General features: G+C 36.2%; 14 protein-coding genes. 6 read left to right on the top strand and 8 right to left on the bottom strand.

Features of this window, described 5'->3' with window-relative positions; genetic code table 11:
* The first annotated feature begins 84 nt into the window (after positions 1–84).
* Positions 85–816: a bis(5'-nucleosyl)-tetraphosphatase PrpE gene (gene prpE, locus J2S19_RS08785; RefSeq protein ID WP_307340243.1), complete on the top strand. Its 732-nt coding sequence runs from the start codon at positions 85–87 to the stop codon at positions 814–816.
* Positions 817–867: 51 nt separating this feature from the next.
* Here the strand turns inward: prpE and J2S19_RS08780 are convergent, their stop codons facing one another.
* From J2S19_RS08780 to J2S19_RS08765, 4 genes are all read right to left on the bottom strand, one after another.
* Positions 868–1,761 carry an RluA family pseudouridine synthase gene (locus tag J2S19_RS08780; RefSeq protein WP_307340238.1) on the bottom strand — a complete coding sequence of 298 codons (894 nt, stop codon included), beginning with the start codon at positions 1,759–1,761 and terminating at the stop codon, positions 868–870.
* A gap of 35 nt (positions 1,762–1,796) precedes the next feature.
* Positions 1,797–2,609 carry an NAD kinase gene (locus J2S19_RS08775; RefSeq protein WP_307340713.1) on the bottom strand — a complete coding sequence of 271 codons (813 nt, stop codon included), beginning with the start codon at positions 2,607–2,609 and terminating at the stop codon, positions 1,797–1,799.
* A 257-nt stretch (positions 2,610–2,866) separates the two neighbouring features.
* Positions 2,867–3,490 (bottom strand): GTP diphosphokinase, encoded by a 624-nt coding sequence (yjbM, locus tag J2S19_RS08770; RefSeq protein WP_307340235.1) that lies wholly within the window; start codon positions 3,488–3,490, stop codon positions 2,867–2,869.
* 87 nt (positions 3,491–3,577) lie between these two features.
* On the bottom strand, positions 3,578–3,961 hold the full coding sequence (locus J2S19_RS08765; protein ID WP_307340232.1) for a UPF0738 family protein: 384 nt from the start codon (positions 3,959–3,961) through the stop codon (positions 3,578–3,580).
* A 412-nt stretch (positions 3,962–4,373) separates the two neighbouring features.
* On the opposite strand from J2S19_RS08765, the gene J2S19_RS08760 reads away from it, so the two are divergent.
* From J2S19_RS08760 to J2S19_RS08740, 5 genes are all read left to right on the top strand, one after another.
* Positions 4,374–4,958, top strand: a complete 585-nt coding sequence (locus tag J2S19_RS08760) for a CYTH domain-containing protein (RefSeq protein WP_307340229.1) — start codon at positions 4,374–4,376, stop codon at positions 4,956–4,958.
* Positions 4,959–4,969: 11 nt separating this feature from the next.
* A complete protein-coding gene (locus J2S19_RS08755) occupies positions 4,970–5,614 on the top strand; it encodes a lytic transglycosylase domain-containing protein (RefSeq protein ID WP_307340710.1) in 645 nt (214 codons plus the stop codon).
* Between the two features lie 493 nt (positions 5,615–6,107).
* On the top strand, positions 6,108–6,518 hold the full coding sequence (locus J2S19_RS08750; protein WP_307340226.1) for a globin domain-containing protein: 411 nt from the start codon (positions 6,108–6,110) through the stop codon (positions 6,516–6,518).
* Positions 6,511–7,389, top strand: a complete 879-nt coding sequence (locus J2S19_RS08745; protein WP_307340222.1) for a ClpXP adapter SpxH family protein — start codon at positions 6,511–6,513, stop codon at positions 7,387–7,389. Before J2S19_RS08750 ends, J2S19_RS08745 begins: the two co-directional genes overlap by 8 nt.
* Before the next feature lie 813 nt (positions 7,390–8,202).
* Positions 8,203–8,370: a hypothetical protein gene (locus tag J2S19_RS08740; protein ID WP_307340219.1), complete on the top strand. Its 168-nt coding sequence runs from the start codon at positions 8,203–8,205 to the stop codon at positions 8,368–8,370.
* 296 nt (positions 8,371–8,666) lie between these two features.
* Here the strand turns inward: J2S19_RS08740 and pepF are convergent, their stop codons facing one another.
* From pepF to cls, 4 genes are all read right to left on the bottom strand, one after another.
* The gene (gene pepF / locus J2S19_RS08735) at positions 8,667–10,490 is read right to left on the bottom strand and encodes an oligoendopeptidase F (RefSeq protein ID WP_307340708.1); all 1,824 of its coding nucleotides are present in this window, start codon (positions 10,488–10,490) and stop codon (positions 8,667–8,669) included.
* A 141-nt stretch (positions 10,491–10,631) separates the two neighbouring features.
* Entirely contained in the window at positions 10,632–10,793 is a 162-nt protein-coding gene (locus J2S19_RS08730) for a hypothetical protein (protein ID WP_307340216.1), read from the bottom strand.
* Between the two features lie 61 nt (positions 10,794–10,854).
* The gene (locus J2S19_RS08725) at positions 10,855–12,051 is read right to left on the bottom strand and encodes a competence protein CoiA (protein WP_307340705.1); all 1,197 of its coding nucleotides are present in this window, start codon (positions 12,049–12,051) and stop codon (positions 10,855–10,857) included.
* Between the two features lie 99 nt (positions 12,052–12,150).
* Complete coding sequence (gene cls, locus J2S19_RS08720) at positions 12,151–13,662, bottom strand: cardiolipin synthase (RefSeq protein ID WP_307340214.1); 1,512 nt, start codon at positions 13,660–13,662, stop codon at positions 12,151–12,153.
* Positions 13,663–14,024 lie beyond the last annotated feature (362 nt).

The raw sequence follows: 14,024 nt of genomic DNA, 5'->3' as shown, positions 1-14,024 counted from the left end.
AAGCGATGAGGGACTGTCCCCCAACAATGTACCGCGTTAAAGGAGCGGGGGACTGTCCCCCTCAACATGTAGGAGGTGTAATCCATGTCCATCGATATTATCGGAGACATCCATGGTTGTTATAAGGAGTTTGAATCGTTAACATTGCAGCTTGGTTATGATTGGGGAAGCGGTATTCCTGTTCATCCTGATAAGCGGAAATTGTCTTTTGTAGGGGATTTAACAGACCGTGGTCCTGAATCAATACCAGTTATCGAAGTGGTATACCGGTTAGTAAAGGAGAAACAGGCTTATTATTCTCCCGGAAACCATTGCAATAAGCTGTACCGTTATTTTCTTGGAAATAAAGTCCAAATTACACATGGCCTTGAAACAACGGTTGCAGAGTATGAACAGTTATCAGGCAAAGAGCGAAATGAAATAAAAAGAAAATTCATTTGGCTTTATGAACAAGCACCACTCTATCAAATACTTGATAACGGCAATCTAGTCGTTGCCCATGCAGGTATTCGTGAAGATTACATAGGCCAGTATTCAAAAAAGGTAAAAACATTTGTCTTATATGGAGATATTACAGGTAAAAACAATCCTGACGGAACACCTGAACGGCGTGATTGGGCAAAACATTACAAAGGAAAACCATTAATCGTCTATGGACATACACCTGTTAAAGAGCCTGTCCGAACAGGACGGACAATTAACATTGATACCGGTGCTGTGTTCGGCAACAAACTAACAGCATATCGATACCCGGAAGATGAGGTCGTATTTGTTGAATCCTCTATTCCATTGGGCACTGAAAGATTTAGAAGCTAAACAAGGGGAATCCAAGTTAACCAGCAATGGGTAACTTTGGATTCCCCTATTCTATTTATTATCCACAAGTAATCTCATATCTTCTGGCAAATCCGCATTTAATTGTAATTCGCGTTCTAAAAATGGGTGCCAAAACGATAATTGTGCACTATGTAAAGCTTGACGATTGATATGTTCGGTCGTTCCCCCATATAATGAATCCCCACATAGAGGATGACCAATCGAGGAAAGATGAACTCGTATTTGATGTGTTCTCCCCGTGTCAAGCACAAGCTGGAGATATGTCTTATCTTTCAATTCCTTCAACACTTTGAAATGTGTTATTGCTTCCTGACCATCATCCCTAATTTCCCTTTCAATAATGCTATCGTCTTTCCGCCCAATTGGCTTGGAAATTGTTCCATTAGCTGAACGAAATTGGCCATGTGCAATTGCTTCATATGTGCGATGAATTTGTTTGTTTTTTTGCTGTTCAGAAAAGAGAGCATGGGCAAAACGGTGCTTAGCAACTAACATTAAGCCTGAAGTATCTTTGTCTAAACGGTTAACGATATGAACGGTTGAGTTTATATCGTTTCGCTGATAATAGTCAATTAAACCGTTTGCCACTGTTCCTGCAACATGCTCCCTTGAAGGAATTGACGGAACAGATGCCGGTTTATCAATGACTAAACAATGTTCGTCCTCATAAACAATTTCAAAAGGAACTACGTCTGCTTGTAGCCCCGCACCTCTTTCTTCATTTGGAAAAATAACGGTTAATTCTTCTCCTTCTCGAAGGTGGTGCCTAACGGTCACACGTTCAGAGTTTACGACAATATCTCCACCATGAAACTTTATATCGGTTAACGCACGCTTTGAAAGTTTCTTTTCCTTTAAAAAATCTCTTACTAGTTTCCCGCTATCTTGTGCGCTTATCTTCCATCGTAATTGAAATGGCCTCATTCATGATTCTCCTGTCAATCATTTTGCTAGCTTCTTCAATCTTTTCTCCCCACGTCGCCAACAAAGGAATCCCTCACTCTTTTCCAGAATGGGAATGGTTTATATCGTGCAAATCTTATGTTTTCATCGGCAACACGACATTCTATTGATTTTACATCTTTATGTAAAAGAGTAAGATGGTCTATCGTTATTTGAAAGTCGCCATCATTTACAGGTTTTAAAATACATGTATGATGCTCAGGCAAAATAAGTGGTGAACCGATCGTACGGAACACACGGTTATTTATTGATGCCATTTCCGCCAATTGAATTGCCCGAATCGACGGGTGAAGTATCGCACCGCCCAAAGCTTTATTGTAGGCTGTACTACCAGATGGTGTTGAGATACAAAGACCATCTCCGCGGAATGTTTCGAAATTTTGTCCTTTTATTTCAACATTCATCACTAATGTACCCTCAATGCTTTTAACCGTACATTCATTAAGAGCCAAGTATCTAGCCTCACGACGATTATCGTTATGGCGGATAATTACTTCTAAAATAGGATATTCGACGATTTGATATGGTGTCTTTGCGATGGCGATGACAAGTTTCTCAATTTCATCTGGCACCCAATCTGCATAAAATCCTAGATGTCCAGTATGAACACCGATAAAAGCTGTTTTATTAAGTCTGCTACGGTAACGATGAAAGGCGTATAATAGGGTACCATCTCCACCAACAGAGATTACGATATCTGGTTGATCTTCATCATATTCTAACTGAAAATCTATTAAATAAGTCTTCATTTTTTGCATAATCGAGTTTGAAATCGTGTCACCTTTTGATGAAATGGCAAATTTCATAATTCTACCCCTTTATCGTTATTTTCATAAATCTTTAATGGATTACTAACAATAAATAAACGACTATCCGCACAATATGAACTAAGTTTATCTCATAAAATAAAACATGATTATCGAAAATCATATCAATATCCAATAGCAATTAGAATAAACGCCTTGGCCCATGTAAATTGGGTGGTGACCCCAAAAAATTCTTCAAGTTTGATAGTTATGTCCGACGCATTCACTTTCTTTAAATAACAAGCAATACGTAAGTTATCCTACTCTGTTTTCCTTGAGAAAATAACTTGTGCCTCCTGAACCTCACCCTTAATTTGCGACATTTCTTCATCTAAGGAGTAGGCTGCTTCTGCTGCACGCTTTAGTCGGACTTTTATATCCTCTGGAATATTCCCACTATATTTATAGTTTAGAGAATGTTCAATTGTTGCCCAGAAATTCATCGACAATGTGCGGATTTGTATTTCTACAAGCAATTTCTTCTCACCAATGACTGTTTGAACTGGATATTTCACAACGACGTGATAAGAACGATACCCGCTCTCTTTTTTACTCGTAATATAGTCTCGTTCCTCGACAATTTCTAAATCATGGCGGTTTCTTAACATTTCCACAACAACATTTATATCATCAACAAATTGACACATCATTCTGATACCTGCGATATCTTGTAATCCTTCTTCAATTTTATCTAAAGGAATTCCTTTTCGCTTCGCTTTATCTAGTATACTCGCTACAGGTTTTACGCGTCCTGTAACGAATTCAATCGGAGAGTGTGAATGATGGAGTTCATATTGTGCTCTTATTCCTCTAAACTTCACTTTTAATTCTTCCACTGCTTGATTATACGGTGTTAAAAATAATTTCCAATGTTCGTGTTTCATCAAAAGCCCCCTAAAATAGAACGATTCATGCCCATAAGATATGTCTCTAACTTAAGGGTCGAGCGGTTTTCTCCTCATTATATGTCGTTATTCTTTATCAAGGGAGAATATTTCCGTTACTTTCGCTTCCATTTCTTCCCCATAATTTGCATTATCTTTAATATTTTCTATAAGGTAGCTTAATTCGTCAACAAGGTTTATCAATTCTATTTCTCGTTCATTAATTGACAATACTACATCAAACTTGTTATCCACGGCCTTTTTAAGCTGTGGCCAAATGGTGTGGGGTAAATCTGTATAAATAAACTCATCCTCTGTTTCTAACAAATAGATAAAAGATAGCCTATCTGAATCAACTAACATTTGTCCTTTAGGTGCTAAAGTGACCATTTCATTTAATGATTCATCAATATGTAAATGAATACGATTAGTTTCAATAATTGCGCGCTTTACTTCAATTCTTTTATTCATATGTATCTCCTTCCAGTTCTAAGTGCAAGTAAATAAATGTAACTGTTGTATATAACAGTTTCTACATCCATGATTATTTTACCATATTAAAAACTGTGATGATAACATTGCTTATTAACTGAAAGGAAGAGATAATAGAGGTAAAGTCTTTTTAAATGGCTCTTTTCTAAGAGATTGTGGCTTTATGCACTAACCTTTTTAAGGGTTTGTTGGAGCGGAAGTGCGAGACTCCTGCGGGATGAGTGGGAGAGCTGAGACCCCGCAGGCGTTTGCGCTGAGGAGGCTCAGCACCCACCCCGCGGAAAGCGAGTACTGTAGCGGAGACAAACCCTAAACGACAACTGAGTTAAAAGCAACAATGTTTATGATAACAGCCTTTTAAATACGCAATAGATTTGAGGCGATTTTTTAGATGTCACAGGAAATTGAAATCGAATTTAAAAACATGCTCACTAAGGACGAGTTTTCAAAACTTAAGGCTGCTTTTGATATAGATGACAGTGATTTTATTTTACAAGAAAATCATTATTTTGATACACCGCAATTTCATTTAAAAGAAGTGGGCGCTGCGTTAAGAATTCGCCAAAAACAGGATACATTATATTTAACGTTAAAGGAGCCTGCACAGATTGGGCTTTTAGAAACACATCAACAAATTGATGAAAAAACTGCCCAGATTATTATCGAAACTGGTCAATTACCTGAAGGGAAGATTATCAAACAAATTGAAAATCTTGGTGTTAATCATCATGACATTGTCTACTTTGGTTCGTTAACAACGATACGCGCTGAAAAAATTTACCGAGAAGGGTTAATTGTTTTAGATTATAGCCGATATTTAAATATAGAAGATTATGAGCTAGAATTTGAAGTGAAAGACGAACAAATCGGTAAGGAACACTTTACTGATTTGCTAAAAACATATGCAATTCCAGTCCGTACAACGAAAAATAAAATTAGACGTTTTTATGAGCAAAAATATAAAGAAATGAGGTAGATTATTTGGACATAAAAACACAATATTATAAAACACTGCTAGAATTACAGGCACTTCGAAATCTTGATACAAAAGGAACGACAACAGACTCATCATCACTTAATACTGATTTTCAAGATTTATTGAATTCACTATTAAACTCAGTGTCTATTGAATCAAAACCGTCTGAACAACAGCAGATAATGCCAAACTTAGACAACTTAACAAGTTTGTTAAGCAAGACAACATCACACCAACTCCCACCGATATCTACAGACTCAGTAACGAAAACTGGACAAACTGGTGATATCGACACAATGATTCGTGCCGCGTCTGAGAAATATGGCGTCGATGAAAAACTCATTAAAGCTGTAATAAAACAAGAATCAGGATTCAATCCAAATGCTAAAAGTCATGTAGGTGCGATGGGACTTATGCAATTAATGCCCGCTACTGCCCGTTCTTTAGGTGTAGAGGACCCATTTAATCCAGTCCAAAATATTGAAGGTGGAACGAAATATTTGAAAAAGATGCTTTCAAAATATAATGGCGATGTAACTTTAGCGTTAGCGGCTTATAATGCTGGACCAGGAAATGTAGATAAATATGGAGGAATACCTCCGTTCAAAGAAACGCAAAATTATGTAAAGAAAATAACAGCTTCGTATTTTGCATAGCCAATCATCCATCGATTGGCTATTTCTTATTTTGGGGATACCTCTTTACAGAAGCAGTCATAAATAAATTTCCGCTACTGAAATACCTTCTTCCTCCATCAAACTAATACATATTTCCCTCAACAAATGGCAATGGATATAAACAATAGTCTTCTACAGTCATCAAATAGGAAAATACTAGCATTTATATGTAAATCCCCTAATAATATAAAGCGAGTCATACAATTGGATTAGGACTATTTATGGGATTGGTAAAGCGATTTGTTTGAGATATCTACAAACGCTTGTTAAAATGTAATAAGTATGGTGAAGTCTATCATATTATATTATTTGAATTCGATGTTTTTAGACAGCTTGTATACTATATATCTTTATCTGACAAATGAGCTGCAATGCTCTCACTCAATGCAATAATATGACATAATGTTTTATAATAACGGTATTCCTTCTATAGATATATTAGAAAATTGAGCAAAATAAAGGAGTTCTCAACATGACTGAACCAAATCAAACACCCTATGATGCGATAGGAGAGGAAATGCTTTCGCGGCTTGTTGATACCTTTTATGGGAAAGTGCAAAAGCACCCAATGCTTTTTCCAATCTTCCCAGACGATTTATCAGAAACTGCAAGGAAGCAAAAACAATTTCTTACTCAGTATTTAGGTGGTCCTCCTTTATACACCGAAGAACACGGACACCCAATGTTAAGAGCGAGACACTTACCTTTTCCAATTACTCCTGCCCGTGCTGACGCATGGCTTAGTTGTATGGAAGAGGCAATGGATGAGGTTGGTCTAAGCGGAGAAATAAGAGAGTTTCTTTTTCATCGACTGCAACTAACAGCACATCATATGGTGAATAGCTCAAGTAACGATCAGAAAGAGGGATTAAATCATGAATAACAACTGTGAGAATAAAGACCACAATCTCTTTTTCTCACATTGTAATGGTCACCCAAATAAGCCACTAGAAATCTATATGTTTGTTGACCCACTTTGTCCTGACTGTTGGGCACTTGAACCAATTATAAAAAAACTTCAAATTGAGTATGGTCGTCTATTTACACTTAGGCATATACTTAGTGGCAAGCTCGCAACATTAAATATTACAAAGAGAAAAAGGCCTGATAAGCTTGCCCAAGCTTGGGAGAAAACTGCAAGCAGAACAGGCATGTCTTGTGACGGGAAAGTTTGGTTAGATGAAGGAGTAGATTCTCCGTTTACAGCATCGTTAGCAATTAAAGCAGCTGAGCTCCAAGGCAGAAAGGCTGGATTACGTTTTTTAAGAAAATTACAAGAGACATTATTCATTGAAAGTAAAAATGTCTCAAAAATTACTCATTTAATCTCGATAGCAGAAATGGTTGGATTAGATGTAACTGAATTTGAACGGGACATTCATTCACACGCTTCTTCAAAGGCGTTTCAATGCGATTTAAAAATCACCTCAGAAATGAATGTGAGCGAGATTCCAACATTAGCGTTCTTTAGTGAGAATGTTGAGGAAGAAGGTATCATTATTACAGGAGTATATTCCTATGATATGTATGTGAACGTCCTACAAGAAATGATTGGCAAACAAATTAAGCCGTCACATACACCTCCATTAGAGGCATTTTTACAGCATTATCAATTTGTCGCCTCTGCAGAAATTGCGCTCGTCTACAACATGACATTGAGTGGGGTTGAAAAGGAATTAAAAAAATTAATCCTTTCACAAAAGGTCGAAAAGGTCCAAGCAAAACACGGTACGTTTTGGCGTTACTTACGATGACATTGCCCTTATATATTATTAGTGATAACCACCCTTATTGCCATGTGAGGGTGGCTTTTTATGTATGGCTCTTTTCTAAAAGATTGTGGCTTTTTGCACTAACCTTTTTAAGGGTTTGTTGGAGCTTAAAGTGCGAGTCTCCTGCGGGATGCGTGGGAGAGGTGAGACGTGAGCAGACGTTTACGCTGAGGAGAAAGTATAGCGTAGGCGGCTTGCCCATCGACGTACAAACTGGAGGGGCATCGACTGTGATAAAGGAATCACGATGAGCCGAATGGCGAATCGATGATGACTTATCGTAGGGAGAAGACCTGAAGTTTGCTTGTTCGTGAGCAAGGAGCTATGAAGCTCACCACCCCGCGGAAAGCGAGTACTGCAAGAGGAGACAAACCCTAAACGACAACTCAGTTAAAAGCAACAATGTTTACGAAAACAGCCTTATGTAGTAAAGCATAAAACGTGCATGTAGCTTTTGTGTATTCAAAATACCTTCTAAAATAAAGAATACCTTATACACGAATGCATAAGGTCTTCTCTTTTATGTCTTAACGACAACAAAGGGGATGGGAGAAATTTTTCACGGTCAAACAAAGGGGTAAATGTTTGTTTTGTGATTAATTTCACATCCTTACTATATCAAATTCTGTCGCATTTTGACAAGGGTAAGACCTTATATTCACAAAAAATTCACAAATAATTATAGTATTTTTCTATAGTTTTAGGAATGGTTCCATCAAATTAGGTCATTGTGGGATAAATGGACATACAGTTTCATATATAATTTATGAACAGACGTAAGGAGGAATTTTTTAGATGAAGTGGATTATTGTAGGTATCATCTCGACGACAATTTTATTTTTTGTTAACTTACTCGCATTTATGAATTTGCTTCCTCTCTATATCACATCACCTCTATTGTTTATTGCCTTGTTTATAACGCTGTATTTAATTAATCACCGTAAAACATTTAAAGGCTTTTGAATATTGGAGCTGACTAAAAAAGGAGGGTCAGCCCCCTCTAACATTATTTTTGAATTAATTCCTTGTTTGATTTCGTTCTATATACTAGTCATATTTGGAGGGGGCAAAACAGGTGGGTCAGCCCCCTCTAACATATTTTTGAATTAATTCCTGTACGATTTCGTTCTATATACTAGTCATATTTGGAGGGGACAAAACAGGAGAGTCAGCCCCCTCTAACATTATTTTTGAATTAATTCCTTGTACGATTCCGTTCTATATACTAGTCTTTGTTGGAGGGGGCAGACCCTTTGTAATTATTGTAATTCAGCTAATAACTGTTCCATTTCAGTTAACTTCTCTTCGAATACTTTACATGCTTCCTCAATCGGCGTTGAAGATGTCATATCTACACCCGCTTTTTTAAGCACTTCGATTGGATAATCTGAGCTTCCTGCTTTCAAAAATTCTAGGTAACGTTCGACAGCTGGTTCGCCCTCTTCTAAGATTTGGTTACTTAATGCAGTTGCTGCACTATACCCTGTAGCATATTGATATACATAATAATTGTAATAGAAATGAGGAATTCTTGCCCATTCTAAGCCGATTTCTTCATCTATGACAATGTCATCTCCGAAATATGTCCGGTTCAAATCATAATAAATTTTTGTTAATAACTCAGGTGTTAGCGGCTCTCCTTCTTGAGCCTTTTGGTGAATAATATGCTCAAATTCTGCAAACATTGTTTGACGGAATACAGTACCTCTAAATCCTTCTAAGAAATGATTTAACAGGTACAGTCTTTGACGCTTATCTTCAATCGTTTCTAATAGATAGTGATTTAATAAAGCTTCGTTACAAGTTGATGCTACTTCCGCGACGAAAATTGAATAGTTGCCATAAGGGTATGGTTGATGCTTCCTAGTATAATAGCTATGAACTGAATGGCCGAATTCGTGTGCTAATGTAAACAAGTTATTTACATTATCTTGCCAGTTCATTAAGATATATGGATTTGTTCCATATGTACCAGATGAATATGCACCACTTCTTTTCCCTTTATTTTCATGAATATCTACCCAGCGATTCTCAAAGCCTTCTTTTAAAATCGATTGATATTCTTCACCAAGTGGTTTTAAACCTTTTAAAATATAATCCTTCGCTTCGTCATACGTAACTTCCATTTTTACATCCTTAACAAGTGGTGTATATAAGTCGTACATATGAACTTCTGTTAAGTTTAACACTTCTTTTCTAAGCTTAACGTAGCGTTGCAACAGGTCTAAATTATCGTGAATCGTACTTACTAAGTTGTCATAAACTGATTCTGGAATATTGTCACTGCTTAATGCTGCATGACGAGCTGAATCATAGTTACGAATTTTCGCACTAAAGTTATCCTTCTTTATCGTTCCGCTAAGCGTACTAGCAAATGTATTTTTAAAGTCTCCATAAGTCTTATAAACCGCTTTAAAGGCGTCCTCGCGCACTCTACGGTCTTCACTTTCTAAAAAGCGTATATAGCGGCCATGTGTAATTTCTACTTCTTCTCCATTTTCATCTTTAATCGTTGGAAAGGTAAGGTCTGCATTATTTAACATACCGAACGTATTGCTTGATGAACCTAATACCTCAGATGCTTGTGCTAAAAGCTCCTCTTGTTCAGCTGATAAAACATGTGGACGTTGACGATTAATTTCATCTAGAGCATGTTCATATAGCTTTAGCTCTTCTTTCTCATTGAGGAACTGCTTTATTTTCTCCTCATCAATTGTTAGGAGCTCTGGTACGATATAAGAGCTTAAGCTAGAGGCTTGTGTATAAAGGTTACGTGCACGGTCATTTAATGCTTGATAAGTTGAATTCGTTGTGTCTTGGTCATATCTCATATGTGCGTATGTATATAATTTTCCTAATCGTTCCATCACTTGATCTTGAAAACTTAGTGCTTGATACAAGTCTGCTGCACTGTTGCCTAGTTTTCCTTTGAAAGCAGATAATTTTGGTAATTGTGCTTTAATTTCTTCAAATTCCTTTTCCCATTCTTGATCCGTCGCGAATATATCCTCGAGTCTCCAAGTATCTTCTTTTTTAATCTCACTTCTTGCTGGAAGCTTCTTTACTGCTGTTTGCTCACTCATCACTTTTCCCCCTTCAGAATTAGATATAGCATTTGCGGAGCTTGTCATAGTACCACTTATTAGTGAAATCGCTGTTATGATAAAAAGCAATCTGTTGTTCTTCATATTCATCCTCCCATCTAAAATTTCCTCCGCAGCTGCCTACAAATCATGCACGGTATTAAAATCAGATGAATATGAAGATTTATCTCTATCTTCTCCTTGTAGCCTATCTTTTGTCAAATAGTATGATACTGCCCCTGTACCTATTAATGATGCTGTAAAAAGAAATAGATTTGGTTTCCGTTTCTTTTTATTAAACATATGATCACCTCTGCCTTATTATCTCTCTTTTAATGTGTACAAAAATATGGCAGCTATGCAACTATCGAAAAAATTTGTTAACTGTTTCCATCGTAAGCTTGTCTTCATTTATTAAATCATCTAGTTGATTACTCCAATTCACTGCTTTTAATTTTTGATATGAATTTCTCGAGAACTGCTTAATCAATTTAAAATGGCTTAATTTACTTAAGTACTCCCTGATAGCCAAACTATAATCTTCCTTAATTTGGTGTAAGATACGTATTTTTATCTGTTTATTCTTTATTTTTTGGTTTACAAAGGTACAAACATGGCGGAAGGAAAAAGTATGATTAATAGGGATATTATCTAAGTAAAGGAGAATGAAGCCTTGCCAAATGTAGATTGGTGATTCGATTAAATAACCTGTTCGAAGAGGAAGAAAAGCTAACGCAGGTAAATATGTTAATGGACGTTGTTTTGCCCGATAAAGCAATCTGTTGAAGCTACGTGTCTCTTTTGTTTGGTAAGGTTGTGGTTTTAATCGAAACTGTTTTACATGCTCAAACCATTTTGAATAAACATTCCTTAACTCAACTTTAATGTTAAATAACTTTTCGAATGAAATGGATTTAATTGGATAATACATGTGGTTCGAAAATATTAACCTAGTTGAGAAAGGAATTATCGCATTTAAGATAATGAATGCTTCCTGTTTACTGCAATAATAAATAATATGAGGTGGAATCCATTTTCTTGGTGTTTGGATAAAATGCCATTGAAAAGATGGGAGCAAAAAAGATACTTCTCCAACTCTAGTTAACATTTTTCCTCCAAGTATCCATAGTGGAGTCATTTGTATTGAAGTGTAACTGTTCGTTCTTTTAAGTAAGATTGAAGGGGCAATCGAAGAACATTGATATTCAATTGGTATTCGTTGTTTCACTTTTTCAAGTAATATGTCAGGTCGTTGATTTATCTCATTGAGATAAGGCTCTAACATTACGTTGAAGTGCTTTTGAGATGACAACCATTTGTACAAATCAGCTTTACCTTTCATATGATAATCACTTTCAGAAATATGATTAGCTGTACAGCCCGATAGCCTTTTATGGGCAAAATGAGCCTTTACAATATGACCGATTTTCAAGTCGAGCTCGTTACCGCATACTGGACAATAGAATTGGTTATTTTCACGTAAATAACGAAGCTGTTCCTTTGATAGTCTATTTTCTGCTACATTCACGGGTTTACCAGATTGATTATTAGCTACAAACATGCCACACACCCTTTTACCACCTATTATCTACATCTTAATCTTTTGTGCAAATGATAAAAACTTCATTTTCATTTCGTTTTAGCGATTAAAAAATCCCCTTTATAATAAAGGGGATAGCAATCTTGCAGTTGATTCAAATAGCTTTTTATAAAATGGTCTCTTCGAAAAATCAATTTTCATAATTTGCTTCGATTGATTAATATCATGTAAGTATTCATTAACAAGTGTCTGTGTACTTCCAGTTCGATAAAGAAAAGCATTTACTTCAAAATTTAAATGGAAGCTTCGCATATCCATATTTGCTGTACCAATTGATGCAAGCTCATTATCTACAATGATAATCTTGCAATGTAAAAATCCCTTTTCATATTCATACACCTTTACTCCAGCGTCAAGTAATTCCGGGAAGTAGGAACGTGATGCATAATAGACGATTTTTTTATCAGGATGCTTTGGCATAATCAGCCTCACATCTAGACCACTTAACGCAGCAACCTTTAGAGCAGTTAATATATCTTCATCAGGAATAAAATATGGAGACGCTATCCAAATCGATTGTTTCGCAGAGATAATCATTGAAAAGAATAAATTTTTAATGACATCCCATTTATTATCCGGGCCACCTGCAATTAATTGAACTCCACCCGTTTCTTCAGGTTTTTCTTTAGGAGAAGCCAAGTACGTTTCTGAAAGAAGCTTCTCGTTCGTCATATAATACCAATCCTGCAAGAAAATCATCTGTAAAGTACGTACTGCTTCCCCTTTGATGAGCAAATGTGTATCACGCCAAAATCCAAACTGACTATTTTTACCTAAATACTCATCACCAATGTTTAATCCACCAACAAAACCAGTAACACCATCTATTACAATGATTTTTCGATGGTTACGGAAATTGATTTTATTATTTAATAATGGGAATCGAACAGGTAGGAAAGGAACTGTTTCAATGCCCGCGGCCCTCATCTCTTTAAAAAAACTATTAGAAAGCTTCCAGCAACCGACCGCATCATATAAGAAACGGATTTCTACACCCTCTTTGGCCTTTTCAATTAAGTGCTCCTTTAGTTGTTGTCCAATTTGATCATGCCTAACGATATAATATTCAAGATGGATATGATGCTTTGCTTTTTTTATTTCATTAAAAATATGATCAAATGTTTCAGCCCCATTTGTTAACGCCTTTGTCCTTGTCCCAAAGGATACTGGGCTATGGCCCAATCGATGGGCAAGCTTAAAGAGGAGTTGTTGATGTTCTCCCATATGAGCCATTTTATCTTGATAGGAAGAATGGTTTCCTTCAATCTCTAAAAAAACTCGCTCATCTGTTAGAGCTTTTTTTGCAAATAAGCGTCGCTTTTTCACATTTCTCCCAAACAAAATATAGAAAAAGAACCCTATTAACGGAAAGCCACCGAGAACAACGAGCCATGTTATCGTATGTGATGGATGACGGTTTTCTAAAAAAATTACAATGCAAATAAAAATAATTGATAATGTAAAGATGATACTAACTGTCCCTACGACAAAGTCTCCCCAAAGACTTTTCGTAAGAAGAATCATTGCTGCGAGCAGACCTATAAATAACAAAAGCCGAAAAGTGTTTTTCATCGTTTCACCCTGCTTTTTCTATTCGATTTCTTGTAAAGATGAAACGAAAACGGATTAGTCGTTTCGTTTGGATGTACTTTAAAGCCACTTTGTTGTCGATTCTTTGCAAAGTAGTCGATTTAATTTTCCCCATAAAGAGTCAAACATGATATTGTTACCTATTATATTTCTATTTCATTAATTTAATCCAACTGTGATTTGTTTTCGCAAACTTTTTTGTTGTTAAGTTTCGGTGTATCGTTTTAATATTAAAAATAAAGTAGGCGATAACTCAAAAAGTCTAGCCTACTCAGCTTCTTATTATGATATGTAACTACTATAGCGCATGTAGACCTATACAGCGACAACGATATCTTTAAAAG

The organism is Metabacillus malikii (assembly GCF_030813355.1).
Lineage (GTDB): Bacteria > Bacillota > Bacilli > Bacillales > Bacillaceae > Metabacillus > Metabacillus malikii.
Note: the sequence above shows the minus strand (reverse complement) of the source record. Positions and strands in the feature narration are given on the sequence as shown.